The 25,060-nt window shown below is 69.8% G+C and carries 23 protein-coding genes; 14 read left to right on the forward strand and 9 right to left on the reverse strand.

Annotated features, from left to right (window positions below; all coding sequences use genetic code 11):
• The first annotated feature begins 184 nt into the window (after positions 1–184).
• The 6 genes from ACFWYW_RS13300 to ACFWYW_RS13325 all read left to right on the forward strand — a co-directional run bounded on the left by ACFWYW_RS13300 (position 185) and on the right by ACFWYW_RS13325 (position 4,430).
• A complete protein-coding gene (locus ACFWYW_RS13300; protein WP_379609986.1) occupies positions 185–520 on the forward strand; it encodes a WXG100 family type VII secretion target in 336 nt (111 codons plus the stop codon).
• Between the two features lie 32 nt (positions 521–552).
• Positions 553–861: a WXG100 family type VII secretion target gene (locus ACFWYW_RS13305; RefSeq protein ID WP_379609987.1), complete on the forward strand. Its 309-nt coding sequence runs from the start codon at positions 553–555 to the stop codon at positions 859–861.
• A 96-nt stretch (positions 862–957) separates the two neighbouring features.
• Positions 958–1,248 (forward strand): hypothetical protein, encoded by a 291-nt coding sequence (locus ACFWYW_RS13310; RefSeq protein WP_379609988.1) that lies wholly within the window; start codon positions 958–960, stop codon positions 1,246–1,248.
• A 13-nt stretch (positions 1,249–1,261) separates the two neighbouring features.
• Positions 1,262–2,671: a WXG100 family type VII secretion target gene (locus ACFWYW_RS13315; RefSeq protein ID WP_379609989.1), complete on the forward strand. Its 1,410-nt coding sequence runs from the start codon at positions 1,262–1,264 to the stop codon at positions 2,669–2,671.
• Positions 2,668–3,078, forward strand: coding sequence for a hypothetical protein (locus ACFWYW_RS13320; protein WP_379609990.1), 411 nt, complete (start codon positions 2,668–2,670; stop codon positions 3,076–3,078). The genes ACFWYW_RS13315 and ACFWYW_RS13320 overlap by 4 nt, the downstream gene beginning before the upstream one ends.
• A gap of 8 nt (positions 3,079–3,086) precedes the next feature.
• On the forward strand, positions 3,087–4,430 hold the full coding sequence (locus ACFWYW_RS13325) for a hypothetical protein (RefSeq protein ID WP_379609991.1): 1,344 nt from the start codon (positions 3,087–3,089) through the stop codon (positions 4,428–4,430).
• Positions 4,431–4,434: 4 nt separating this feature from the next.
• Here the strand turns inward: ACFWYW_RS13325 and ACFWYW_RS13330 are convergent, their stop codons facing one another.
• The 3 genes from ACFWYW_RS13330 to ACFWYW_RS13340 are packed head-to-tail and all read right to left on the reverse strand — an operon-like array spanning position 4,435 to position 6,118.
• A complete protein-coding gene (locus ACFWYW_RS13330; RefSeq protein WP_379609992.1) occupies positions 4,435–4,872 on the reverse strand; it encodes a YbaB/EbfC family nucleoid-associated protein in 438 nt (145 codons plus the stop codon).
• Between the two features lie 59 nt (positions 4,873–4,931).
• Positions 4,932–5,834, reverse strand: a complete 903-nt coding sequence (locus ACFWYW_RS13335) for a hypothetical protein (protein ID WP_379609993.1) — start codon at positions 5,832–5,834, stop codon at positions 4,932–4,934.
• Positions 5,834–6,118, reverse strand: coding sequence for a hypothetical protein (locus tag ACFWYW_RS13340; RefSeq protein ID WP_379609994.1), 285 nt, complete (start codon positions 6,116–6,118; stop codon positions 5,834–5,836). The genes ACFWYW_RS13335 and ACFWYW_RS13340 overlap by 1 nt, the downstream gene beginning before the upstream one ends.
• A 202-nt stretch (positions 6,119–6,320) precedes the next feature.
• Here ACFWYW_RS13340 and ACFWYW_RS13345 point away from each other — a divergent pair, with 202 nt between their 5' ends.
• The gene (locus tag ACFWYW_RS13345) at positions 6,321–6,731 is read left to right on the forward strand and encodes a YbaB/EbfC family nucleoid-associated protein (protein WP_379609995.1); all 411 of its coding nucleotides are present in this window, start codon (positions 6,321–6,323) and stop codon (positions 6,729–6,731) included.
• 7 nt (positions 6,732–6,738) lie between these two features.
• On the opposite strand, the gene eccD is transcribed toward ACFWYW_RS13345, so the two are convergent.
• Complete coding sequence (gene eccD, locus ACFWYW_RS13350) at positions 6,739–8,157, reverse strand: type VII secretion integral membrane protein EccD (RefSeq protein ID WP_379609996.1); 1,419 nt, start codon at positions 8,155–8,157, stop codon at positions 6,739–6,741.
• 124 nt (positions 8,158–8,281) lie between these two features.
• On the opposite strand from eccD, the gene eccCa reads away from it, so the two are divergent.
• The 3 genes from eccCa to ACFWYW_RS13365 are packed head-to-tail and all read left to right on the forward strand — an operon-like array spanning position 8,282 to position 13,710.
• Positions 8,282–12,289, forward strand: a complete 4,008-nt coding sequence (gene eccCa, locus ACFWYW_RS13355) for a type VII secretion protein EccCa (RefSeq protein ID WP_379609997.1) — start codon at positions 8,282–8,284, stop codon at positions 12,287–12,289.
• A 3-nt stretch (positions 12,290–12,292) separates the two neighbouring features.
• On the forward strand, positions 12,293–12,628 hold the full coding sequence (locus ACFWYW_RS13360) for a hypothetical protein (RefSeq protein ID WP_379609998.1): 336 nt from the start codon (positions 12,293–12,295) through the stop codon (positions 12,626–12,628).
• Complete coding sequence (locus ACFWYW_RS13365; protein WP_379609999.1) at positions 12,625–13,710, forward strand: transglycosylase SLT domain-containing protein; 1,086 nt, start codon at positions 12,625–12,627, stop codon at positions 13,708–13,710. Before ACFWYW_RS13360 ends, ACFWYW_RS13365 begins: the two co-directional genes overlap by 4 nt.
• 45 nt (positions 13,711–13,755) lie before the next feature.
• Here ACFWYW_RS13365 and ACFWYW_RS13370 read toward each other — a convergent pair whose 3' ends face one another.
• The 3 genes from ACFWYW_RS13370 to ACFWYW_RS13380 form a co-directional block, all read right to left on the reverse strand.
• On the reverse strand, positions 13,756–15,807 hold the full coding sequence (locus ACFWYW_RS13370; RefSeq protein WP_379610000.1) for a serine/threonine protein kinase: 2,052 nt from the start codon (positions 15,805–15,807) through the stop codon (positions 13,756–13,758).
• A 116-nt stretch (positions 15,808–15,923) separates the two neighbouring features.
• A complete protein-coding gene (locus ACFWYW_RS13375) occupies positions 15,924–17,060 on the reverse strand; it encodes a S8 family serine peptidase (protein ID WP_379610001.1) in 1,137 nt (378 codons plus the stop codon).
• Between the two features lie 102 nt (positions 17,061–17,162).
• Positions 17,163–17,435 (reverse strand): WXG100 family type VII secretion target, encoded by a 273-nt coding sequence (locus ACFWYW_RS13380; RefSeq protein WP_184957858.1) that lies wholly within the window; start codon positions 17,433–17,435, stop codon positions 17,163–17,165.
• Positions 17,436–17,564: 129 nt separating this feature from the next.
• Here ACFWYW_RS13380 and ACFWYW_RS13385 point away from each other — a divergent pair, with 129 nt between their 5' ends.
• From ACFWYW_RS13385 to ACFWYW_RS13395, 3 genes are all read left to right on the forward strand, one after another.
• Positions 17,565–18,284, forward strand: a complete 720-nt coding sequence (locus ACFWYW_RS13385; protein WP_379610002.1) for an SDR family NAD(P)-dependent oxidoreductase — start codon at positions 17,565–17,567, stop codon at positions 18,282–18,284.
• Between the two features lie 37 nt (positions 18,285–18,321).
• Positions 18,322–20,070: an acetyl/propionyl/methylcrotonyl-CoA carboxylase subunit alpha gene (locus ACFWYW_RS13390; protein WP_379610003.1), complete on the forward strand. Its 1,749-nt coding sequence runs from the start codon at positions 18,322–18,324 to the stop codon at positions 20,068–20,070.
• A 113-nt stretch (positions 20,071–20,183) separates the two neighbouring features.
• Complete coding sequence (locus tag ACFWYW_RS13395; protein WP_379610004.1) at positions 20,184–21,539, forward strand: LPXTG cell wall anchor domain-containing protein; 1,356 nt, start codon at positions 20,184–20,186, stop codon at positions 21,537–21,539.
• Positions 21,540–21,741: 202 nt separating this feature from the next.
• Here the strand turns inward: ACFWYW_RS13395 and ACFWYW_RS13400 are convergent, their stop codons facing one another.
• Entirely contained in the window at positions 21,742–23,136 is a 1,395-nt protein-coding gene (locus ACFWYW_RS13400; RefSeq protein ID WP_379610005.1) for an NAD(P)H-quinone dehydrogenase, read from the reverse strand.
• A 72-nt stretch (positions 23,137–23,208) separates the two neighbouring features.
• On the opposite strand from ACFWYW_RS13400, the gene ACFWYW_RS13405 reads away from it, so the two are divergent.
• Positions 23,209–23,640, forward strand: coding sequence for a gamma-glutamylcyclotransferase (locus tag ACFWYW_RS13405; protein WP_184957863.1), 432 nt, complete (start codon positions 23,209–23,211; stop codon positions 23,638–23,640).
• A 56-nt stretch (positions 23,641–23,696) separates the two neighbouring features.
• On the opposite strand, the gene ACFWYW_RS13410 is transcribed toward ACFWYW_RS13405, so the two are convergent.
• Positions 23,697–25,001, reverse strand: a complete 1,305-nt coding sequence (locus ACFWYW_RS13410; RefSeq protein ID WP_379610006.1) for an MFS transporter — start codon at positions 24,999–25,001, stop codon at positions 23,697–23,699.
• Positions 25,002–25,060 lie beyond the last annotated feature (59 nt).

The following is a 25,060-nucleotide window of genomic DNA, read 5'->3' on the forward strand; positions in this document are numbered from 1 at the left end:
GGCCTAAAACCCACTGAGCAGGCACAACTCCACATCGACGCATAATTGTTATGGAGAGTTAACCTGATCTTCCCGGCAAGGTGCGACGTATGGTGACTAATGTGACCAAAGCGCCGACATTGTCTGACGTGGTATGTCAGCAGGTCACGTCAAGGCGCACCAGTGAACCAGCTGAAGGAGAAACGTGGGAGCCGAGCCGCAGACTCAAGTAAGCCAAGCCGACCTGACCGCCGCCATGCACCTGATCGAGAAGGCGGCCGAGGACATCCGGAAGATTCAGCTGAATCTCGACATGGCCGGTGCGTCCCTCAAGACCAACTGGGTCGGCGAGTCGCATGCCGCCTTCAACGCCGTGCACGTCAAGTGGCACGAGCGCATGGACGTCATCCTGGGCAGCCTGCGCCGCCTGGCCGCCAGCATCCAGGGAAGCGGCAAGAACTACGCCGAGTTCAACCGCGAGCGGACCGAGGCGCTGAACAGCATCGCCAACCTGATCAACCAGGCGCCGGTCACCCGCTGAACCCGTTCTGACCTCCCAAGACTGGAGACCACGTGTCCGACGACATCTACGACGTCACAAAGATCAACTACGGCGGCCTCTCCGAGGGCGAGACCGAGTTCGGCACCGCCTTCAAGAGCCTGGTCACCACGCTGGAGACCCTGCAGACCGAGCTCGACAAGAAGACCGCGATCTGGCAGGGCGAGGCCAAGGTCGTCTACGAGAGCGTCAAGGTGACCTGGCAGACCGAGGCCAGGGACCTGGCGCAGTTCGTGGACCTGCTGGCCAAGAACATCAACATCACCGGCATGAACATGCGGCAGGTCGAGAAGGTCAACTCGCAGATCTTCGACGGCCGCTAAACCGGTCCAGGGGGGATCGTGGGAGACTCTGGCGGCGTAGACGTAAGCCGCAAAGCGATCAAGGCACTGCGGACCGACCTAGAGGAAGCGCTCGGGATGCTCGATCCCACGCTCAAGCAGGGAACCCCGGCCCCCGGGATGAAGCCGGTCCTGCGCCCGGAGGGTGAGGCGTTCCAGGTGGGGCGTGGGGATGCGCTCTCGGGTTTCTGGCCTGCCGCCACCGGGTTCCAGACGAGCACGATGAACGCGGTCACGACGGTCTCGAACTCCTACAACATGATCAATGCGCAGGTGGGCAACGCGATCGACCTGTTCACGCAGGTCCTGAAGAACCTCGACGCCTTCGAGACCGGCGGGGCGGGCAAACCCGGCCAGGCGGAGGTCTGAGGAAGGGGGGTCCGTGCCCGAACAAGAAGGCACCATCAAGTACCAGATCACCAGCACGGAGTTCGACGGCGCGACGCTCGACATGCTTCGCGAAACGCTGAAGAACAACAAACCCGAACTGGTGAAGCTGGCGGCCGCCGAGCTCTCGTCGGCGAAGAAGCGGCTGGACAACCTGGTCGCCGTCCTGGACAAGCACCTCGCCGCGCTGGAGACATCCTGGCCGGCGGGCGACGACGCCACGATGGTCAAGGACCAGTTGCGCAGGCTCAAGGGATCGGCGGAGAACGTCTCCAAGGCGATCGCGTACGAGTCCGGCGGAAAGGCGTTCGGGGTGGCTCCCGCGCTGGTCTCGCAGGCGACCCTGCTGGCCGCGATGGGCGGCAAGAGCGTTCCCAAGGATCCGGGCAGTGACATCTCCTTCCTGGAGGCCGCCTACGAGGGCGGCACGGCCGGAACCGTGGTGGGCGCGGGGGTCGGCTTCTTCGTCGGCGGCGTGGGCACCGTCCCCGGAGCCGTGATCGGCGCCATCTCCGGCTCGATCATCGGCGGCATCACCTCGTTGTTCTCCGACACCCCCTTCGCCAACCTGTTCGGCGAGTCCAAGGAGGAGAAGGAGCGCAAGCTCGCCAAGGAGCACATCCAGAAGCTGAGCGAGCTGACCAAGATCAACAACGATCTGTTCCCCGACACGCTCAGAACCAACACGCCCGACTGGAACTTCACCTTCAAGGACCCGGCCCTGTCCCCGTACAAAGGGTCGATGCCCAACGCGGGCGGACTGCCGACCGGGACGAACGTCGCCTTCGACCCTGACGCGCTCAAGGGCTTCGACCCGAGCCTCAACGGAGACCTGAACGCCGGCAAGCCCGGCCAGATCCCCGGGTTCGACGCGTTCGACCCGTCGAGCAAGCTGCCGAGCGGCGCCAACCTCAACGGCACCGGCATGGACGGCTCCGGCCTCGACGGCAACGGTATGAACGGCGACGGCATGAACGGCGACGGGAACCTCAACGGCGGCGCCCCCAACGGGAACCTGCCCGGCACGCCCGGCTTCGACCCGAACGCGCTCAGCGCCCCCAATGGCAAGGGCGGCCCGGAAACGACCCTGGCCGGGTACAACCCCGAGCTGTCCACGTTCAACAGCGGCAACCCCGCCACCACGTACGGCAACAACGGAGTGGGCGCCGGCGGCCCGTCAGGCGGCATGAGCAACGGCAACGCCAACGGCGCGATGGGCGCCGTGCGCGCCTACGGCGGCGCGGGCTCGATGACGCCGATGATGCCCATGACCAGCGCGGGCAACAAGAGCGAAGAGGAAGAGCGGGAGCGCAGCACCTGGCTGCTGGAGGACGACGACGTGTTCACCAGCGACCAGAAGACCACCAACCCGCTGATCAACGGCAAGTCGAAGGGCAAGGCATGAGGCCCCCGGACGACTGGGGCCAGGCGCCCCCCTCGCTCGAACTCACTCCCAACTGGCCAGGGCTGGACGGGTACGGGGACCACGACGGCCCGCACATCGACCACACGCGCGTCAAGCAGATCCTCAAGGTGCTCAGGGAGGATCTGGGCGCCCTGAAGGGCAAGGCGGGCGAGCTCAGCGCGGGTGGAAGCGGCACCCCCGCGGACCTCAAGACCGCGGGCTACATCGGCCCGGAGCAGACCGGCAAGTGGGATGTCGCCAACTACTTCGGCCAGAACGCCACGCAGGCGCACGAGGTGCTCAACGGCAAGTATCTGATGCTCATCGACCATGTCGAGAAGCTGGTCGAAGGCATCGAGAAGGCTGTGCGCAACTATGAAAAAGGCCACCAGGACAGCAGTGCTTAGGATCGGCAATGGCTGAGAACAAGGGCTGGGAGCCCATCCGGATCTACGACTACCTGGGCGACTTCGAAGAAACCAAGCTGACCAGGGACGAGATCGACCGGCTCCTCCAGGCCACCGACCCGGACAAGGTCGCCGCCGCCGGCCAGGCGTTCCTGACCGCGATGGAGCTGGTCGGGCCGCCCGACGGCAACCCCAACGCGGCGGAGGCGGGCCTCAAGGGCGCCCTGACCCGCGCCGCCACGGAACTGGCGAAGGTGTGGCGCGACGACGGCGCGACGACGGCGCAGAACACCCTGCGCGCGCTGCACGCCACCGCGGGCGCGATCGGGGACGCCATGATGCACACGGCGGCGCCCCTGTCCGCCTACGCGCACACGCTGCGCCAGTACCGCTCCACCATGCCCTCGAACGCGACGCCGGAGAAGACCGGTGAGGTCGGCGGCACGACGGGCGATCCGGAGACGAACACTCCCAAGACGCCCGACGAGGCCGCGCGGGCGCATCTCAAGGCGCTCAACGGCGAGATCATCACCTACAACGGGCAGTTCGCCGACGGACTGGCCTTCGACTTCCCGGCCATCACGCCGATCGAGGTGGCCACCAAGAAGTCGGCCAAGATCGACCCGGGTGGCGGCTCCAACGTGCCCACCGGCAAGGACGGGACGTGGCAGGGCGAAAGCCAAGGCACCGGAGGAACCGGCGGCACCGGTGGCACCGGAGACACGGGGAACGACGGCGTCCAGAAGCCCGGCGACCAGACACCCGGTGACAACAAGCCAGGGGACCAGAATCCGGGCGACGACAAGCCCGGAGACGACAAGCCCGGCGGAGACAACAAGCCTGGAGACGACAAGCCCGGAGACGAGAATCCGGGCGAGCAGAACCCGGGCGACCAGAACCCTGGTGACAAGGCACCGGGCGACGACAAGCCCGCGGACCAGAAGCCCGGCCAGGAACAGGAGAGCGTGCCCCCGGTGATCGGCGGCGAGCCGAAGACCGAGCTGTCCGACTTCCAGAACAACCCGCCGACGACACAGACGCAGACGCCCACGCCGACCACGACGCCGATCACCCCGACGACCACCGGCAACCCGCTCACCCCGACGGGGGTGATCACCAACGGTCAGCCGCCGCCCGGCACGGGCTACGGCACCGGCTCGACGGGTGGTCCGGGCGCGACGCCCGCGGTCCTTCGCGGAGGTACGCCCGGAACCAGCTCACCGTTCATGCCCTTCATGCCGGCGGCAGGAGGCGCGGAGAGCGGCGGCTCGGAGCGCGACCGGGACATCTACGACCCGGAGGGCGACGTCTGGGCCGTTCCCCATCACCTCAGCCCGGACCGCATCGGCTGACCCCTCACATGTCCATACGATCGCGGATCCGGTCGAGTTCGCCCATGGCATCCTCGACCACGCGGTTGTAGGCGGATTCCGCCATCCGGACGTCGGCGAGCATGCCGTCGGGGTCGTTGGCGTGCCGCATCGGGTTCTGGTCGCCGAAGGCCTTGTCCATGGCCTCCGCGATCTGGCTCTGAAGGTGGGCGATGGCCTCGGAGATCAGCAGCTTGATGCGGTCGGCGAGCTCGCCCGAGCTCAGCCGCATGGCCTTGGGATGGAGCGTGAGTTCGCTCAGGCCCGCGCTGGTGTACTCGACGAAGACCAGCCCGTCCTCGTCCTCCGCGCGTCCGACGAGCTCGGACAAGGTCTGCTGGAGCTCCCCCACCTTGGCGAACTGGCGCTCGGCCGACCGCATGACCTTGTCCAGGTCCTCGGCCCGGAACTCCCCTTCTTTCACGAAGCCCCTCCAAAAGGATGAAATTTTCGGAGAAGCCTACTTCACGCGGGCCCGGAGGTTCACGGCTTGCCCGCCGGCGCCGGGGCCTGCTTGGGCTCGATCCAGTCGAACTTCTCGTGCCCGTCCGGCAGCGCGCCCGGCTTGGGCGGCGCCTTGAACGACGGGTACTTGCCGCTGTCGAAGGTGATGCTCTTGAAGTCGATCGCCGCGTCGCCGCCCGGCGTCACGTAGCCGAACTGGTGGCGCTTCTTCAGCACCGTCGTCATCACCTCGCCCGCCGCCTTCAGCGTGGACGACAACGTCATCGTCAGGATCGCCGTCGTCGCGTTGACGCCCAGCGTCACGAACTTCTCCAGCAGCATCCCGGCCACCATCGTGTTGGGCAGCGCCTGCAGCCGCTTGGCGAAGATCAGCAGGCCCACCGCGGCGACGGCCAGGTTCGCCATCCGCAGCCAGAAGTTCCGGTAGCTGGCCGCCACCTCGTCGATCATGCCGCCGACGTCGCCCAGCGTGGAGCGCAGCGCGCCGATCTCCCGGTGGAAGATCCACAGCACCCGCTCGAACTCCTCGCGGTCGCGGGCGATCCAGCCGTCCTTGGAGGTGCTGATGAGCTGCGGGAGGAGCTGCTTGATGCCGTCGTCCAGCCGGGCGGCGACGCCGTTCTTCCAGTTGCTGGCGGCCTGCGCCATGCCGGGCTCGTTGGCGATCATGCCGCCCGAGATGATGATCGCGGGCGACAGGCCGAGCCCGATCTTGCCGACCTTCTTCAGGTACTTGTGCACCTTCGCGCCGAACGGCTCCGCCGCCGGTGGCGGTGAGGCGGGCACCACCGGCCCGGTGCCGGGCGGGCCGAACGTGGGCGTGGCGTAGGGATTGCCCGCATGGAACGGCACCGCGGTGGACGGCGTATAGCTCGGGATCGGCGTGGGCGGAGGATAGCTGGGCGGCGGCGGGTAGCTCATCAGCGGTACCTGACCTTGCTGGCCTCCTCGGCGGTGCGCCAGTTGCGCCTGGCCTGCTCCAGCCCGGCCGACCAGCCGTCCACGGCGCCCCCGGCCTCGCCGAGCGTCGTGTCGGCCCAGGTGCGCAGCTCCTCGTAGGCCCCGCCCATGATCAGCCCGCCGAACACCCCGAAGCCGAGCCCGTCCACCTGGGTGGTGCCGACCAGGCCGCGCACGAAGTCGACCGCGACCGCGAGCTCGTTGTCGACCCGGCCGCGCAGGTGGGTGATGGCCGTGGAGGTCACGTAGATCTCCTGCTTCGGCGCGGCGGCGATGCCGTTGGTCCCTGTGTTCGCTGTGGTGCCAGGCTGATTTATTGCCACAAATCCGGATTCTTGCCGACATTCAGCGCCATCCCTGCCGATAGCGCCGTTTTTCATGATCGGTTCAGCGAGCCGTCAGCCGGCGCTCGCCACCGGTTAACCCGCCGCCGGTGGCCTTCCCCTCATGGAGTACAGCGAACACGACCTCGACGACCTGGTCCGGGCCAGCGAACGCGGCATGCGCGAACTGCTCGACGCCATGGAAGGGCTGAAGGAGGCCTCGGGAGTAGGCGAGAGCCGTAGCGGCATGATCAACGCCGCGGTCGGCCCCAACGGCCGGATCAGCAAACTCAAGATCGAGGCCCGCGCGATGCGGCTCGACTCCGCCGAGCTGGCCGAGCAGGTGGTCGAGGCCGTCACCGCCGCCCAGGACGACCTGGACCGCGCCACCCGCGCCCTGCTGCCGCCCGGTGAGAACGCCGACCCGGCCGCCGTCATGCGGCAGTTCGAGGACCTCCAGGACGGCTTCGCCCGGGAGAGCGACGACCGCGTCGACCGCCTCCAGCGCATGCGCACCAGAGACCGGGACGAGTAGGCGCGGGTCAGCCGGACAGCCCCCGGATCCACGAGTACACGTCCAGCACGCCCAGAGCGAGCGGGAAGAGCGCGACGATCAGGATGACGTCCACGATGTCCCCGGCCCGGCCCCAGAACGGCGAGGGCCGCCCGGCGGGCAGCCAGAGCCCCAGCCCGAGCGCCAGCAGCGCGGCCCAGAGCAGTCCCAGCGCCAGCCCGGCCGCCGCGACCGTCCCCATGCCCGCGCTCATCCCGACGCCCAGCGCGACCAGGCCGGCCACACCGGTGACCAGCAACCAGACACGCTGGCCGAGCCCGTGGTAGACCCGCGAGCGCATGATCAGGGCCAGGCAGAGCACCGCGGCCATCGCCACGGCCATCCACGTGGACTCCATGACCAGGAGCACGAGCGACCCGGCCCCGGTCAGCGCGAGGCCGATGATCATTCCGGTGGAGTAGCGGCGGGCCTGTCCGGTCCGCTCCAGCACGGCCGCGCTGTCGAGCCGCTGGTTGTCGGCGCGCAGTTCCTCGGCGTTGGTCGGCAGTTCGGGCAGCGGCACCCTGGCCATCTTGAACGACAGCCCGGGAACCATCGGGCTGAAGGCGATCAGCAGCGTGACGGTGATCGCGGCCACGCCGGCCGCCGGGACATCGAAGATCATGACGATGGCCGCGCCGATCGCGCCCACGACCGTGGCGATGGCCGTACCCAGGAATCCCGCGACGCCGTCGGAGGTGAGCGCGGCGCCGAGCGTGGCCACCAGTGCGGTGCAGGCGAGCGCGGCGAGCAGTTGCGGGGCGCCGACCACCCCCGAGCTCAGCGCGAACAGACCCCCGAGGAAGGCGTACGGCAGGGCCGTGTAGCCGATCAGCGCGCCGGCGAAGGAGTTGCCCACGGCCCGCGACAGCACCGTGCCGACGATCAGCAACACCAGCGCGAGCATCCCCGACACGACCGCGAGGCTCACCGCCGACCCGCCGGCCAGCATGAGCGCGGGCGCCCCGAGCGCGAGCAGCCCGGCGGCCACCCCGACGCCCATGGCCTTGGTGTGGCGCTGCTCCCAGCGTCCGGAGCCTTCCTTCACGCCGGTGGCCACCACGTCGGCCACGTCGTCGAAGAGGGCGGCGGGCATGGCCGCCTCCCGGGGACGCAGATAGAGGATCTCCCCGTCGAGCACCCCCAAAGCGCCCAGCGACTGCCCGAGGTCGAGCGGCGCGCCGCCGAGGCGCTGCAGCACCCAGCCGGGGTCGGAGGCCGCCTCTCCGCCCGCCTCCCCCAGCGCGCGCAACAGGCCCGGCATCACGTGCGGCAGCGGGATGTCCGCGGGAAGCGCGAGGTCGGCCCTGCGGCGCGGGGCGACGACGGTCACATGGCAAAGGGGCGTCAGCGGGGCCGGGGCCTGCGGCAACGCGCCCTGCTGGATGGGCTGCATCGGCTGTTGCATCGGATGCTGTATCGGCTGATGAGCGAGCGAAGTCACGACCGTTCCTCCTCCAAGGGACAGGCCGAACATATCGGGACATTGCATCTGGTATGAAGGTGATCTGCGACAGGAGGTTTCACCACCAGTGAGCATCGTTGTAGTCCGGCGCCCGGAACGCCGGCCCAGCCCGCAACCTCCCCGAGGGGAGATTCTGCTGGAATCGCCCCCCGAGATCCCCGAGGTGCAGCCCGCAGGGCTGATGGGCATGCTCACCTGGGTGCCGATGCTCGCCGGGGGCGCGGCGATGGGCCTGATGTTCACCGCGGGCGGCAACTCCAGCCCGCTCATGTACGTCGCCAGCGGCCTGTTCGCCGTCTCGATGCTCGGCATGTCCATCGGCCAGATGGGCCGCAACGCCGGCGAGCGCAAGAATCGCCTCAACGGCCTGCGCCGCGACTACTTCCGCTACCTGGCCCAGATCCGCCGCAAGGTCCGCAAGGCCGCCGTCCAGCAGCGCGAGGCGCTCGAATGGAGCGGCCCCTCGCCCGACTCGCTGTGGTGGGTGGCCATGGGCCCGCGCCTGTGGGAACGTCGCCCGCGCGACGACGACTTCGGCACGGTACGGCTCGGCACCGGCGTCCAGAAGCTGGCCGTGCAGCTCGTCCCGCCGGACTCCAAGCCCGTCGAGGACCTCGACGCGCTGTCGGCCGGCGCGCTGCGCAGGTTCGTCCGGGCCCACTCCACGGTCTCGCAACTGCCGGTGGCCGTCGCGCTCAACTCCTTCGCCCGCATCCACCTCAGCGGCGACCCGGTGGCCGTCCGCGAGCTGGTCAGGGCGATCATCGCGCAGCTTGCCGTCTTCCACTCCCCCGACGACATGCGGATCATGGTCTGCGCCGGTCAGGAGTGGATGCCGCACTGGGAGTGGGTGAAGTGGATGCCCCACGCCCTCCACCCGGAGGCGCGCGACGGGGCCGGCCAGGTCAGGCTGATCACCGACAACATGGGCGAACTCGACCAGATGGTGGGCGACGAGCTCAAGGAGCGGGCCAGGTTCCGGGCCGGGAGTCCAGCGGACGCGCTGCCGTACCACGTCGTGATCGTGGACGGCGGGACCGTGCCGCACGACTCCCAGCTCGGCACCGACGCCATCCAGGGCGTCACCGTGATCGACCTGTCGGAGTCCACGGGCGTGGTCGAGGAGCGCAGCATGCTCCGGCTGGACGTGCAGGCGGACGGGTTCCACATGGTGAAGATCGACCACGCGGGCAAGCGTTCCACCACGCGGCTCGGCGACCCCGACGCGCTCGACTTCCTGCGGGCCGAGGGCCTGGCCCGCCAGCTCGCGCCGCTGCGCGCCTCGGCCGTGTCCGGCGGCGGCGAGGCCCAGGACATCCTGGGCGTCAACACCTCGCTGACCGACCTGCTCGGCGTCGGCGACCCCAGCAGGCTGCACCCCGCCGTGACCTGGCAGCCGCGCGCTGGCCGCAACCGGCTGCGGGTGCCGATCGGGCTCGGCGCCGACGGCCGTGTGGTCGAGCTGGACATCAAGGAGTCCGCGCAGGGCGGCATGGGCCCGCACGGCCTGGTCATCGGCGCGACCGGCTCCGGCAAGTCGGAGCTGCTGCGCACGCTGGTGCTCGGCCTCGCCATCACACACTCCTCGGAGATCCTCAACTTCGTCCTCGTCGACTTCAAGGGCGGCGCGACCTTCCTCGGCCTGGAGACCCTCAAGCACGTCTCCGCGGTCATCACCAACCTTGAGGACGAGCTGCCGCTGGTCGACCGTATGCACGACGCGCTGCACGGCGAGATGGTGCGCCGCCAGGAGCTGCTGCGCTCGGCGGGCAACTACGCCTCGCTACGCGACTACGAGCGCGCCCGCGAGCAGGGCGCCGACCTGCGGCCGATGCCCACGCTGTTCGTGGTGCTGGACGAGTTCAGCGAGCTGCTGTCGGCCAAGCCGGAGTTCATCGACCTGTTCGTCATGATCGGCCGCCTGGGCCGCTCGCTCGGCGTGCACCTGCTGCTGGCCTCGCAGCGCCTGGAAGAGGGACGGCTGCGCGGCCTGGACACCCACCTGTCCTACCGGATCGGCCTGCGAACCTTCTCGGCGATGGAGAGCCGGGTGGTCCTGGGCGTGGCCGACGCGTACGAGCTGCCGTCCGCGCCCGGCAACGGCTACCTGAAGTTCGACACGACCGGCATGACCCGCTTCAAGGCCGCCTACGTCTCCGGCGCCTACGTCGCCGACCCCTCCGGCGCCGTCACCCCCGACGGCCGCGCGCCCTCCCACCAGATCTTCGAGTACGGCACCGCCTTCGTCCCCCTCCCGGAGGAGGACGAGCCCCCCGCGCCGGAACCGGACGAGGAGGACCAGCAGGAGGAACCCGCCGGCGGCGGCCAGAACAGCCTCCTGGACGTCGTCGTCGACCGCCTGTCGGAGCACGGCCCGGTGGCGCACCGCATCTGGCTGCCGCCGCTCGCGGAGCCGGCCACGCTGGCGCACCTGCTGCCGCCGCTGACGGTCACCCCCGAGTTCGGCCTGTCCACCGCCGACTGGCCGGGCAGGGGCAAGCTGCACGCCGTCGTCGGCATCATCGACAAACCCTTCGAGCAGCGCCGGGACCCGCTCTGGCTGGACCTCTCCGGCGGCGGCGGCCACGTCGGCCTGGCCGGCGGCACCCAGAGCGGCAAGAGCACGACCCTGCGCACGCTGGTGGCGGGCATGGCGCTCACGCACACGCCCCGCGAGGTGCAGTTCTACTGCCTGGACTTCGGCGGCGGCTCACTGGCCTCCCTGGAGGGCCTGCCGCACGTGGGCGGCGTCGCCACCCGCCTGGACGGCGACCGCGTACGCCGCACGGTCGCCGAGATCTCCACCATCCTGGAGCAGCGCGAGCGCGGCTTCGCCGAACAGGGCATCGAGTCGATCACCGCCTACCGCCGGATGCGGGCGGAGGGCACGATCGAGGGCGACGGCTGGGGCGACGTCTTCCTGCTCGTGGACGGCTGGCTCACGCTGCGCCAGGACTTCGAGGGCCTGGAGCCGACCATCACCGACCTGGCCGCGCGCGGGCTCGGTTACGGCATCCACGTCATCGCCTCGACCAACAAGTGGTCGGAGTTCCGCCCCAGCATCCGCGACCTGTTCGGCACCAGGATCGAGCTCAGGCTCGGCGACTCCTACGAGTCCGAGGTCAACAGGAAGAAGGCGCTGGCGGTGCCCGAGGGCGTCCCGGGCCGCGGCCTCACCAAGGACGGGTTCCACTTCCTGTCGGCGCTGCCGCGCATCGACGGCGTGCAGAACCCCGACGACCTCGCCAACGGGGTCCGCGGTCTCGTGCAGGCCGTACGCGACGCCTGGAAGGGCCCGCAGGCCCCGGTGGTACGCCTGCTGCCCGCCGTCCTGCCCGTCGCGACGCTGCCGGGCCCCGACCAGGCGGCGCCGCACCAGATCCCGATCGGCATCGACGAGGCGACGCTCCAGCCCGCGCTGCTGGACTTCGACAACGACCCGCACTTCATCGTGCTGGGCGACAACGAGAGCGGGAAGTCGAACCTGCTGCGGCTCGTGGCCGAGAGCCTGGTCGCCAGGCAGACGACCGCCCAGGCCATGATGATCATGATCGACTACCGCCGGGCGCTGCTCGACGCGGCCGTCGGCGACCACCGCATCGGCTACGCCGCCTCCAGCGCGGCCGCCACCGAGATCATCAACGACGCCAAGGGCGCGCTGCTCAGCCGCCTGCCCCCGGCCGACCTGACCCCCGACCAGCTCCGCTCGCGCAGTTGGTGGGCGGGCTCCGACCTGTACATCTTCGTCGACGACTACGACCTGGTGGCCACCTCGTCCAACCCGCTGCTGGGGCTGGTGGACCTGCTTCCGCAGGCCCGCGACATCGGCCTGCACATGATCATCTCGCGGCAGATGGGCGGCGCGGGCCGGGCGATGTTCGACCCCGTCATCCAGCGGATGAAGGACATGGCCAGCCCCGCGCTCATCATGTCGGGCAGCAAGGACGAGGGCTACCTGTTCAACAACGTGCGGGCGCAGCCGCTGCCTCCCGGACGCGGCACCCTCGTCGACAGGAAGTTCGGCACGCGCCTCATCCAGACCGCCTTCCTCAGCCCACCGGAGACCGAAGAGTAGGAAATGGCGAACCTCGAGATCCACTACAAGGCACTCGACCAGTGCCGTACTGCCATCTACAAGGCCAAGAACCAGTACGGTGACGTCCGGCTGGAGAACAACGACGGCAAGGAGCCCACCTACGACAAGGAGGGCAAGGTCGAGATCCGGCGCAAGGCGACCCCGGCGGAGGCGGCCGGGCACCTGACCGACTCCGCCGCCCTGGTCAAGATCGTGGACGAGGTCTGGTCGACGCTGATCAACGAGGGTGACCAGGCCAAGAGGAAGCTCCACGACGTGGAGATCGGGCTCAGCACGGTGGAGCAGAACATCAAGGACGCGCACAAGGCGACGTCATGAGCGCGACGCCGGCCGTACCGGAGAGGATCGCCGCGCTCCAGCGCAAGGTCACCGGCGACCCCGCGGCACTCGACGCCATCGCCAAGTCGTGGCGGGGCATCTCGGACGAGACCGACGACTACGTGGGCTCGCTGGGCCGCGCCGTCAACGTGGTGGACGAGGCCTGGTACGGCCGCTCCGCCGACGCGTTCGTGGAGTACATGCGCAAGTACGGCAAGGCCGGCGAGGGCCTCTACCTGCTGCTGTCGAACGCCGCGTCGTCCCTCGACACGGCGGCGTCCTCGCTGCGCTCCGCCAAGTCGGGCGTGGACGGCATCGCCACCAAGTTGATCACCGACATGACGAACCACCACACGACCTACTTCGCCAACAACAAGGACGCCACCGAGGCGGGCTGCGACGCGGGCACGAAGCCGCTGATCGACCAGGCGGAGATCGACGCCAAGGTCCACGTCGACAAGGCGGAGAAGGACGTGAGCGCCGCGAAGAAGGCGATCCGCGGCTTCCTGGACGGCCGGCCGCTCACCTTCGCCGCCATCCCCGAGGTCGCCAAGGAGGAGTTCACGCCCGCCAAGGGCCGCACGATCGTCTGGGAGCCCACCGAGGGCTACGGCAAGAACGGCGGCGGCGCGGGCGGCCCCGACGGCGGCGGCGGCGGACGGAACGTCGGCGGCTACGGCCCCAGCGGCCCACCGCCCCCCGCGGGCGGCGGCCCGGCGCCGACCGGCAAGGTCAAGGAGTGGATCGAGCAGGCCATGAAGATCCTTGAGGCCAACGGCGTGCCGATCGGGAAGATGAACCCCAACGACATCTGGATGATCATCCAGCACGAGTCGGGCGGCAACCCGCACGCCATCAACCTGTGGGACTCCAACGCCGCCGCCGGCCACCCCTCCAAGGGACTGATGCAGACGATCGACCCGACGTTCAACTCCTACGCGCTGCCGGACCACAGGAACATCTACCACCCGGTGGACAACATCATCGCCGGGGTCCGCTACGCGGTCGACAGGTACGGATCGGTCTCGAACGTGCCCGGCGTGGTCGGCATGAAGACCGGCGCCGGATACAGCGGCTACTAAAGGAAAGCGCCCCCCGGTTCCTCCCGGGGGGCGCTTACATGTCCGCTATCCGCAGTTGGCCCAGCCCGCGCTGGTGCTCCCGGAGCCCGCGCTCCCGGAGAACCGCACGCACTTGCCCTTGGCCGGCAGCTTCACCGGACCCGCGTAGTACTCGAAGTTGCCGCTGTCGGTCTTCGACCCGCCGCCCTGAACCTCCAGGGTGGCGCTGACCGGACTGGCCTTGCCGACGTTGACGGTCTTCATCGTGACCACGCAGTTCTCACCCGTGCTGTTGTTGTACAGCTGGTAGGTGACGCCGCCGGCGAACGACTGGCTGCGCTGGACGGAGAATCCGCCGCCACAGGCCGCGGTCGGCGTGTGCGGGTTCGGCTTCTCCGGCTCGGGCTTCGGCGGGTCGGGCTTCTGCGTGGGCGTCGGCTTGGGCTTCTCCGGCTCGGGCTTCTGCGTCGGAGTGGGCTTCTGCGTCGGCGTCGGCTTGGGCTCTTCCGTCGGCTTCTGCGTGGGCTTCGGCGTCGGGGTGGGCTTCGGCTCCTCGGTGGTCGGCGTCGGAGTCGGCTTGGGCTCCTCGGTCGGCTTCTGCGTGGGCGTCGGGGTGGGCTTGTCGGTCGGCTCCACGGTCTTGGTCACCGTGGCCGTCGGCGACGGCTTGCCCGAGCCCTTGCGCGGCTTCTCCGTCGTCGGCTGCGCCGTGGGCTGCTGCGCCGTGGGTTGCGTGGTAACGGCGGGCACCGAGGGCGCGCTGGTCGGCGTCGGCGGCGAGGTGAGCTCGGGCACCGACGGCGTACCACTGGCCGACGGCCACTCGGTCGGCAGCACCAGCGGGCCCACGCCGTCGTCGTCGAGCGGCGGAGAGGTGACCGCCCACGGGACCGTGACGGTGGGCTGCGGCTGCTCGGGCTGCCCCTGGCCGTCCGCGGGAACACCGGCCGAGGGCACGCCCCCGGTCCCGGTGCCCGACTCGCCGGCGACCGACGGGATCTTCACCACGTTGTTGCCGCTGGCCGCCGACTGCGCGACCGGCTGGATCTCCGCGTACCGGCCGGCGCCCCACAGCCCGACGCCGGACAGCAGCGCGATGACGCCGAGTCCGGCCACGAGGGCGAGCGGGAAGCGCTTGCGCGGGCGCTCGGCGCCCACGGCGGCCCCGGCCAGCGGCTCCATCCTGATCGGCGGCTGCTGCTGGTTCGGGATCTGCGGCGGCCCCCACGAGGGCCCCTGCTGCTGCTGCGGCGGCGGCGCCGGCGGAGCCATCGGCCCCGGCTGCACCGGCACCCCCTGAACGGGCTGCTCCTGCTGGACCATGGTCTCGGCGTCCGGGCGGACGGCCGGCGGCGGGATCATCCCGCTGGCCGGACCGGTGTCGCCGAGCAACTGCAGCAGCGCGGTGTACGTGGTCGGGCGCTGGTGCACGCCCTTGGCCAGCGCGGCCCGCACGACACGATGCAGCGGCTGGGCGTCGAAGGGCAGGTGCGGCTCGGCGTTGAGCACGGCCTGCCCGTCCTGGCCGAACGGCGGCTCGCCGCTGCCGGCGAAGGCCACGACCGCGCCCCAGGCGAAGACGTCCGCGTACGGACCGTACTGCAGGCCGTTGATCTGCTCGGGCGCCTGGTAGCCGACCTCGCCGACGGGGTCGCCGAGACCCACGTCGGTGACCCTCGGGCCGTCGGCGCCCATGATGACGTTGTGCGGGGTCAGGCTGCGGTGCGCGATGCCCGCCAGGTGCACGGCCGACAGGGCGGTGAGCATGCCGAGCGCGAGCCGTTCGAGCGCGTCCTCGGCCAGCGGGCCGTCCTCGGCCACGGTCTCGGCCAGGCTGCGGCCTTCGACGTGCTCACGGACCAGGTACGGCCGGTCCTCATGCCAGCCGGAGTCGAGCATGCGCGCGATATAGGAGCTCGAGACCCGCCTGGCCACGGTGAATCGAGCGAGAGCCTCCGGTGTGACCTCGGGCTCGGGCGGCAGCAGCTTGATCGCCCTGATGGGGGCGTCGTCCTCTGCCCGGCCCAGATACATGGCCCCGCGAGGACCCTCACCCAGGAAACCGATGAGGGTGTACTCGCCGATCTGCGGGGGATCCTCCGGCCGCAAAGGCGTCATTGGCCGTCTCTTTCATGAGTAGTCATGATCGAGACACATTGAACCAAAAAAGCCCCATATGCATCAGTAGTTTCGGTTACGATCCGACATTTCACTGTCAAGACGCCGTAGTGACACTAAACCGGACCGCGAGCCCGCCTCCGGCTCATGGGCATGAAGACCCGGGCGGTGATCACCAGGATCACCAGGAGCGTGGCGACCCCCGCGATGATCCCGGCCTTGGCGATCGCGTCGTGATCCACCGGCGGCGCCTTGGCCACCGCGTCCCTGCCCATCGGCGCGGGCGGCGGCGGGGCCACCACCGGGGCGTTGACCGGCTCGTACGGCAGGACCATCGTCACCGCCAGCATCGGGTTGACCATGCCGGCGCCGGTGCCCTTGCCGGTGGAGCCCTCCGCGGTGGCGATGACGCGGCGCCGTACCTGGTCCTGGTTGAGGTGGGGGAAACGCGCGCGCACCAGCGCGACCACGCCCGTCACGTACGGCACGGCGAAGCTCGTGCCGTTGAGATCGGCCTGGTAGGACTTGCCGGGCCAGGTCGCGGTGATCTCCTGGCCGGGGCCGAGCACGGCCACCGGCGTCTTGGAGTTGGAGAAGTCGGAGCGCACGCCCTGCCTGCCGGCGGCGCCGACGGCGAGCACGCCCTCGTACGCCGCGGGGTAGGCGGCGCTCTCCGTGCGGTCCTCTTTCCTGATGTTGCCCGCCGCGGCGACGATCACCGCGTCCTTGGCCAGCGCGTAGTCGACGGCGGCCTTCAGCGCGGGGTGGTGCTCGGCCTGGATCGAGATGTTGATCACCTCGGCGCCGAGGTCGGCGGCGGCCTTGATGCCCCGCACCAGCAGGCTGAGCTCGCCCTTGCCGTCGTGCGACTGCTTGAACGACATCAGGTTCACGTTCGGCGCCATGCCGTGGAAGGCGACGCCCTTCATGTCGCGGGCGGCGATGATGCCGGCGACGGCGGTGCCGTGGCCCACGCAGTCGCGGTAGCCCTTGCCGGTCAGGTCCGCCTTTCCCGACACGGGGATCTGCGGGTGGGTCAGGTCGACGCCGCTGTCGATGACGGCCACCTTGACGCCGTCGCCCCGCGTGAGCGGCCACACCCGCCGCACGTCCATGCGCTGCTGCGCCCACGAGACGCCGGGCTGGAAGTTGCCCTTCTCCGGGTCACAGTCGTCGCGCGCGGCCTGGGCCGCGGCGGGCGCGGCGAGGAACTGCAGCGCGACCAGGCTGACCAGAAAGGCGCGACCCATCATGGCCGTTTACCCTATCCGGTCAGGTTTTGACGGACCCCGTCCGGCTTTGAGAAAGCCTCGGGGGTACGGCTCCGCGGCCCGGGACCGCGGAGCCGTGGCGGGTCAGCGCGTGGCGGACTCGATGTTGCCCCGGTAAGTGTTGATCACCCGGGCCGCTTCCTGGAGTTCCTCGGCCATCCGCTGGAAGGAGGCCCGGTAGGTCTGCCAGGCACCGTTGAAGCGGTCGGCGCCCGGACCCGTCCAGGCCGTGCCCACCTTGGCAGCCTCGCGGTCCAGCGCCGCCATCGTGGCCCGCACCGTCTCCGACTGCTGCGTGAACTGGGTCGCCATCTGCTGCATTTCCGCGGGGTTGCCACCGAGCAGACCCTGACTCATGGTTGCCTCCTGCTGTCGCGACGAGAGAGCGCCCTCACCATAGGCATCAGAGGGGCCCATCGCCCCCAGTTATGCCGAGCGGTTATGGTCTTCCAGAGGATTGTTCTGACCAGGAGGAGCTTCGTCCCCATGCGCGAGGTTGTCGTCACCGGCGGCGGCACCGGCATCGGGTACGCGATCGCCGCCGCGTTCATCGCGCTCGGTGACCGCGTCACGATCACCGGACGCCGCGAGCACGTACTGAAGGAAGCGGCCCAGCGGCTCGGCGCCGCGCACGTGGCCTTCGACGCCGCCGCGCCCGAGGCGGTCAGGGACGCCGCACCACGCCTTCCCGGGCACGTGGACGTGCTCGTCAACAACGCGGGCGGCAACACCAACCTCGACCGTCAGCCGTCCGGCAAACTCCAGGACGTGGCCGCGGCCTGGTGGGCCAACCTCAACGCCAATCTGCTGTCCGCCGTCCTGGTCACGACCGCGCTGCTGCCGCGCTTCGCCAAGGGCGGGCGGATCATCTCGATCGGCTCCATCGCCGCCCGCGGCACCGGCTCCGGCTCGTACGGCGCGGCGAAGGCGGCCGTCGAGTCGTGGACCGCCGACCTGGCCGCCGAACTCGGCCCACGCGGCGTCACCGCCAACGTCGTCTCCCCCGGTCTGGTCGTCGACACCGAGTTCTTCCGGGGCCGCCTGACCGAGGACGGCATCAGGGCCAGGGTCAACAACACGCGCAACGGGCGACCCGCCACACCGGCCGACGTGGCCGAGACCGTACTCTTTCTGGCCTCGCCCGGTGCGAGACATCTGACGGGGCAGGTGGTCCACGTCAACGGAGGGGCTTACCTCGGTAGATAAACTCCGTTCCAGCTTGTCGAGGAAGGAAAAGACACCGGTGCACAAGGTTCTCATCGCCAACCGGGGCGAGATCGCCGTACGGGTGGCCCGCGCGTGCAAGGACGCGGGCATCGCCAGCGTCGCCGTCTACGCCGAGCAGGACCTCGACGCCCTTCACGTCAAGACCGCCGACGAGGCCTACGCGCTCGGCGGCCGGTCGCCGGCCGAGACCTACCTCGACATCGCCAAGCTGCTGCGGATCGCCGCCGAGTCCGGAGCCGACGCCGTCCACCCCGGCTACGGCTTCCTGTCCGAGAACACCGCCTTCGCCCAGGCCGTCATCGACGCCGGGCTGACCTGGATCGGCCCGCCGCCCGCCGCCATCGCGGCACTGGGCGACAAGGTGCGGGCCAGGCACATCGCCGCCAAGGTGGGCGCGCCGCTGGTCGCCGGCACCAAGGACCCGGTCTCCGGGGTCGAGGAGGTCGTGGCGTTCGCCGGACAGCACGGCCTGCCGATCGCCATCAAGGCCGCGTACGGCGGCGGCGGTCGCGGCATCAAGGTGGCCCGCACCCTGGAGGAGGTCCCCGACCTCTACGAGTCGGCGGTGCGCGAGGCCGTGGCCGCGTTCGGGCGGGGCGAGTGCTTCGTCGAGCGCTACCTCGACCGCCCGCGCCACGTCGAGACCCAGTGCCTGGCCGACGCCCACGGCAACGTGGTCGTGGTCAGCACCCGCGACTGCTCGCTCCAGCGCCGCCACCAGAAGCTCGTGGAGGAGGCGCCCGCCCCGTTCCTGTCCCCCGAGCAGGTCGAGACCCTCTACACCAGCTCCAAGGCCATCCTGCGCGAAGCCGGCTACGTCGGCGCGGGCACCTGCGAGTTCCTCGTCGGCCAGGACGGCACGATCTCCTTCCTGGAGGTCAACACCCGCCTCCAGGTCGAACACCCGGTCACCGAGGAGGTCTCCGGCATCGACCTGGTGCGCGAGATGTTCCGCGTGGCCGACGGCGAGGAACTGGGCTACGACGACCCGGCGCTGCGCGGGCACTCCTTCGAGTTCCGCATCAACGCCGAGGACGCCGGGCGCGACTTCCTGCCCGCTCCCGGGACGCTGACCGTCCTGCGGGCGCCGTCTGGGCCCGGTGTGCGGCTCGACTCCGGGTACGAGGCGGGGATGACGGTGCCCCAGACGTTCGACTCGCTGCTGGCCAAGCTGATCGTGACGGGGCGCGGCCGTACCGAGGCGCTGGAGCGCTCGCGCCGGGCGCTGGCGGAGTTCGAGATCGACGGCATGCCGACCGTGCTGCCCTTCCACCGGGCCGTGGTCGAGGATCCGGCCTTCACCGCCGAGCCGTTCGCCGTCCACACCCGGTGGATCGAGACCGAGTTCGACAACACGATCCCGCCCTATTCGGGGGAGATCGCCGACGGTGAAACCCCCGCCCGGGAGACGGTGACCGTCGAGGTGGGAGGCAAGCGCCTGGAGGTGGTCCTGCCCGCCGGTCTCGGTGCTGCCGGCAGTACGCCCTCGGCGAACACCAAGGCCCCCAAGCGCGGCGCGGGCGGCGCCAAGAAGGCGGCGGCCGGCGGCGACGCGCTCGTCAGCCCGATGCAGGGCACGATCGTCAAGGTCGTGGCCGGTGACGGCGACACGGTGGCGGAGGGCGACACGGTGGTCGTGCTGGAGGCCATGAAGATGGAGCAGCCGCTCACCGCGCACAAGGCGGGCGTCATCACCGGCCTGGCCGCGGCCGTCGGGCAGACGGTCACGTCGGGCGCGACCATCTGCGAGATCAAGGACGCCTGAGGACTCCAAGCCCGCCCAACCACCATCCGATGCCCTCCGGACGGGTAACGTGCGAGATGAGGAACTTTCCCGACCGCCCGTTCGTCCTGAAGGGCGAAGGAGGCTAGCTGCCCATGACCCACTCGCTGCGCCGAGCGGGGGCCGCGACCGCGGCTCTGATCGCCGGTCTACTCGCTGTATTCGCGCTGTCCCCCGCTGCACACGCCGCGGCGCCGCCTGACGCCCAGACCGTCCTGTCCCATTGGAAGGACAAGAAGGATCCGCTCTACGTGGAGAACGGCTCCGCGTTGACGTCCGACCAGCAGTCGGAGATCCGGTCCGCCTTGAAGGACTCCAAGAGCGACATCTACGTCGCGGCGCTGCCCGATGGCTCGGTCACCGACGTGAAGACCTACCTGACCACCCTGGGCAACGCGACGGCCGCGGCGAAGAACAACGCCCGCGTGACCGTCGCCGTCCTCGACGGCAAGACCCTGTTCGCCGGCTCGAACTTCGGCAGCGGCAGGACCGGTCAGATCGCGAACCTGTCGACGCGCAACAACTCCGACATCGCCGCAGGCATGAACGAGTTCGTCAACCGGATCAACCTGCTGGCCGAGGGCAAGAGCAAGTCCGCGCTGTCGTCCGGCTCGCCCAGCAGTGGCGGCAGCGGCACCGGCGCGCTGATCGGTCTCGGCGCCATCGCCCTGGTGGGTGGCGGCGGCTACTTCCTCTACTCCAAGAACAAGAAGAAGAAGCTCGCCGAGAAGCAGGCCAAGGAACTCGCGATGGTCAAGACGACCGTCGACGAGGACGTCACCAAGTTCGGTGAGGAGATCACCTCGCTCGACACCGACGTCACCCTCGCGGGTGAGGGCGGCCAGCACATCGACGAGTGGCAGCACGCGCTCGACTCCTACGAGAAGGCCAAGACCCAGCTGGCCACGATCGAGCGGTCCGACCAGATCCGCGAGGTCACCCAGACGCTGGAGGACGGCCGCTACTCGCTGGCCGTCGTCAAGGCCAAGGTCAACAACCAGCCGGTGCCCGAGCGCCGCGCGCCCTGCTTCTTCAACCCGCAGCACGGCCCGTCCGTCCGCGACGTCAGCTGGGCCCCGCCCAACGGCGCCGTGCGCGAAGTGCCGGCCTGCGCGCAGGACGCCGAGGCGGTCGAGCGCGGCTTCGACCCGCAGATGCGCGAGGTCATGGTCGACGGCCAGCGCCGCCCGTACTACGACGCGGGCCCGGCCTACCAGCCGTACGCCTACGGCTACTACGGCGGCTTCGGCGACATCATGACCGGCATGTTCATCGGCACGATGATGGGCAGCATGATGGGCGGCTGGGGAATGGGCGGCTACGGCGCCGGCTACTCCGACGCGGGCGCCGGCGGTGACTTCGGTGGCGGCGGAAGCGACTTCGGCGGCGGCGACAGCGGCGGCGGCTGGGGCGACTTCGGCGGCGGCGATTTCGGCGGCGGCGACTGGTAGATCGTCTTCTGATTCATCTGCGGGCGCGTCCTCTTCGGAGGGCGCGCCCGCTGTTCTTTCTTTCCGTTCGGGCCTTTCAGCCGTTACGGCAAGCCGGCCCCACGCCACCCGCCGACCCGCGCGGGCGCCGATCGTGGGGGTCGCTTCTCACGTCGGACGAATGCGCCGCCGCAACGGCCCACCTTGGCCGGGGGCCTGTGCCCTAGATGCCGATTGCCGCTTCGGGTTGCATGAGGCGGCGGGCCGCTTCGGTGATGCTGCCGGACAGGGATGGGTAGACGGCGAAGGTGTGGGCCAGTTGGTCCACCGTCAGGCGCTGCTGGACCGCTACCGAGACCGCCAGGATCAGTTCGGAGGCCCGTGGGGCCACCACCACGCCGCCCAGCACTATTCCGGTGTGGGGGCGGCAGAACAGCTTGACGAAGCCGTCGTTGAAGCCGGACATCTTGGCTCTGGCGTTGGTGGCCAGGGGGAGCTTGACGACGTTGGCCTCGATCTCGCCCGCTTCGATCGAGCGCTGTGCCACGCCGACCGCGGCGATCTCCGGGTCGGTGAAGATGTTGGAGGCCACCGTGGCCAGGCGGAGCGGCTGGACGGCCTCGCCCAGCGCGTGCCAGACGGCGATCCGGCCCTGCATCGCGGCCACCGAGGCCAGCATGAGCACGCCGGTGCAGTCGCCCGCGGCGTAGACGCCCGGAGCGGAGGTGCGGGAGACCTTGTCGACCTTGATGAAGCCGTTGTGGTCGAGCTGGACCCCTGCCTCGGCCAGGCCGATGCCGGTGGTGTTGGGGACCATGCCGACCGTCATCAGCGCGTGGGAGCCCTCGGCCACGCGGCCGTCCTCCAGCGTGACCTGGACGCCGTCGGCCGTACGCGTCACCGAGGCGGCCCTGGAGCGGCCCATGACGTTCATGCCGCGCCTGCGGTAGACCTCCTCCAGCACCTCGGCGCCGTCGGCGTCCTCGTTGGGCATCATGCGGTCGCGGCTGGACACGAGCGTGACCTCGCAGCCCAGGGAGCGGTAGGCGCCGGCGAACTCGGCGCCGGTGACGCCGGAGCCGACCACGATCAGGTGCTCGGGCAGCGCGTCGAGGTCGTAAAGCTGGCGCCAGGTGAGGATGCGCTCGCCGTCGGGCTCGGCGCCGGGCAGGATGCGCGGGGTCGCGCCGGTGGCCACGAGGACCACGTCCGCCCTGATCGTGCGCTCGCCCGCCTTGACGACCTGCGGATCCACGAGGCGCCCGTGCGCCTTGATGATCTCGACGCCCTCGGCGGCCACCCTGGTCTCGATGTCCATCGACTGGGCCTGGGCCAGCTCCTTCACCCGCTTGTTGACCAGCGGCAGGTCGACCTGCGCGACACCGGCGTCGCCGTCGAGCCCCCCGGAGAAGGAGACGCCCAGCGACGGCGCGTCCATGAGCGCCTGCTTGCGGACCGAGGTGGCGATGAGCGTCTTGGACGGCACGCAGTCGGTGAGCACGCAGGCGCCGCCTGGACCGTCCTGCTCGACCATCGTGACCTCCGCGCCAAGTTGCGCGGCTACCAGCGCCGCCTCGTAGCCGCCTGGTCCGCCACCGATGATCACGATCCTAGTCACGTGTCCCATTCTTCCGTATGTCCTGAGCAGCAGGCGAACGGGGCGGGGGCCGGGGCGCTAGTCTTAGCTGCTGTGCCTGTCTACGCCGCATACGGCAGCAACCTGGACCCTGGGCAGATGGCCTTGCGGGCGCCGCATTCTCCAGTCCGGAGCGCGGGCTGGCTGCAGGGCTGGCGCCTGACGTTCGGCGGCCCGGAGGCGCTGGCGACGATCGTCGAGGATCCCGACGAGCACGTCTTCGTGGTGCTCTACGACGTGCCCGAGTTCGACGAGGATTCGCTCGACCAGTGGGAGGGCGCGGCGCGCGGCGTCTACCACAAGGTGCGGCTGCGGGTGCAGACGCTTGAGGGCGAGCTGGTCGCCTGGTTCTACGTCCTCGACGCCTATGAGGGCGGCCTTCCGCCGGCCCGCTACCTCGGCTTCCTGGCCGACGCCGCCGAGAAGGCGGGCGCGCCGGACGACTACGTGAAGGAACTGCGCGGCCGTCCCTGCACGTCCCTCTGACCCGGCGCGACACGCCCGGGCGCGCGTGGACACGCCCGGGTGTGTCACCGGGATGGTCAGCGCAGCGGCTGGTCCTTGGTCTCCTTCAGGGCGAAGATGTAGACGAGCGTCGAGACCAGGGCCAGCGCCGACATGTACCAGGGGAAGGCCCCGGGGATCTTGGCGTCGATGAAGGCGGTCCCGATGAGCGGGGCCGTACCGCCGAAGAGGGCGACCGTGAGCGAGTACGGGAAGCCCGCGCCCGCGGCCCGCACCCGGGTGGGGAACAGCTCGGAGTTCACCGCGGCCGAGATCGAGGTGAAGCCCCCAAGGAAGATCATGCCAAGGCATTGGATGAACAGCAGGCTGGTGAAAGAGTTGTCCAGCATGCTCAGGAGCGGCACCGGCAGCAGGGTGAAGCCGACGCCGAAGGTGATCAGCAGGGGCTTGCGGCCGACGCGGTCCGACAACATGCCGAGCAGCGGCTGCAACAGCATGAAGAAGATGAGCGAGATCGTGCTGACGAGCTGCGCCTCGGTCTTGGAGAACTCGACGGTGATCTGCGCGAAGGTGGGGAGGAAGGTGGTCCACGTGTAGTAGGCCACGGTGCCGGCGATGGTGATGCCGACGATGAGCGCTGCCTGCTTGGGGTAGTCGCGCAGGAAGTCGAAGAGGCGCGGGCGCTTGACCTTGCCCTGCTGGATCTCCTCGGCGACTTGCGAGGTCTCGTCCGCACCCCTGCGGATCCACAGGCCGACGAGGCTGAGGACGGCGCCGATGGCGAAGGGGATGCGCCAGCCCCAGCTGTTCATGTCGGCGCTGGCCAGCATGGCCCCCAGCGCGGTGGCCAAGCCCAGGGCGAGGAGCTGGCCGATGGTCGTGCTGACGTACTGGAAGCTCGAGAACAGGCCGCGGCGGCCGGGTCCCGCCGACTCCACGAGGAAGGTGGTGGCGGCGGCGAACTCACCGCCGACCGACAGGCCCTGGATGAGGCGGCCCAGTGTGAAGATCATCGGAGCGAGGATGCCCGCGGCCTCATAGGTGGGGGTGATGGCCAGGATCAGCGAGCCGACGCCCATCAGCACGATGGTGAAGGTCATCGCGGCCTTGCGGCCGAACCGGTCGGCGAACGAGCCGACGAGCAGACCGCCGAGGGGCCGCATGAAGAACCCGACGGCGAAGACGCCCCAGGTGGCCAGCAAGGGCACGAGGGAGTCGCCGGCGGACTTGGGGAAGACCTGGACGGAAAAGTAGGAAATCAAGGCCGCGTAGGCGTACCAGTCGTACCACTCCACCACGTTGCCGATGCTGGCGGCCACGAGCTGACGGACCCGGCTGCGGGGAATGCCGAGCGGCGACTCAGCGACGGATGAGGTTGCCACCAGGGGCTCCTTTGCTTACAGGTCAGGTGGTGCCCTACTGTGCAAGTGGACGACCGAAA

The sequence above is a fragment of the Nonomuraea sp. NPDC059023 genome, assembly GCF_042740095.1.
Taxonomy (GTDB): domain Bacteria; phylum Actinomycetota; class Actinomycetes; order Streptosporangiales; family Streptosporangiaceae; genus Nonomuraea.

What these genes read in the sequence shown, in the direction of transcription:
- ACFWYW_RS13365 (WP_379609999.1), top strand. Translation starts at nt 12,625, where the DNA reads ATGAGCGCGACGCCGGCCGTACCGGAGAGGATCGCCGCGCTCCAGCGC.
- ACFWYW_RS13335 (WP_379609993.1), bottom strand. Translation starts at nt 5,834, where the DNA reads ATGAGCTACCCGCCGCCGCCCAGCTATCCTCCGCCCACGCCGATCCCG.
- ACFWYW_RS13345 (WP_379609995.1), top strand. Translation starts at nt 6,321, where the DNA reads ATGGAGTACAGCGAACACGACCTCGACGACCTGGTCCGGGCCAGCGAA.
- ACFWYW_RS13320 (WP_379609990.1), top strand. Translation starts at nt 2,668, where the DNA reads ATGAGGCCCCCGGACGACTGGGGCCAGGCGCCCCCCTCGCTCGAACTC.
- ACFWYW_RS13375 (WP_379610001.1), bottom strand. Translation starts at nt 17,060, where the DNA reads ATGATGGGTCGCGCCTTTCTGGTCAGCCTGGTCGCGCTGCAGTTCCTC.
- ACFWYW_RS13395 (WP_379610004.1), top strand. Translation starts at nt 20,184, where the DNA reads ATGACCCACTCGCTGCGCCGAGCGGGGGCCGCGACCGCGGCTCTGATC.
- ACFWYW_RS13370 (WP_379610000.1), bottom strand. Translation starts at nt 15,807, where the DNA reads ATGACGCCTTTGCGGCCGGAGGATCCCCCGCAGATCGGCGAGTACACC.
- ACFWYW_RS13385 (WP_379610002.1), top strand. Translation starts at nt 17,565, where the DNA reads ATGCGCGAGGTTGTCGTCACCGGCGGCGGCACCGGCATCGGGTACGCG.
- ACFWYW_RS13360 (WP_379609998.1), top strand. Translation starts at nt 12,293, where the DNA reads ATGGCGAACCTCGAGATCCACTACAAGGCACTCGACCAGTGCCGTACT.
- ACFWYW_RS13380 (WP_184957858.1), bottom strand. Translation starts at nt 17,435, where the DNA reads ATGAGTCAGGGTCTGCTCGGTGGCAACCCCGCGGAAATGCAGCAGATG.
- ACFWYW_RS13310 (WP_379609988.1), top strand. Translation starts at nt 958, where the DNA reads ATGCTCGATCCCACGCTCAAGCAGGGAACCCCGGCCCCCGGGATGAAG.
- eccD (WP_379609996.1), bottom strand. Translation starts at nt 8,157, where the DNA reads ATGCAACAGCCGATGCAGCCCATCCAGCAGGGCGCGTTGCCGCAGGCC.
- ACFWYW_RS13325 (WP_379609991.1), top strand. Translation starts at nt 3,087, where the DNA reads ATGGCTGAGAACAAGGGCTGGGAGCCCATCCGGATCTACGACTACCTG.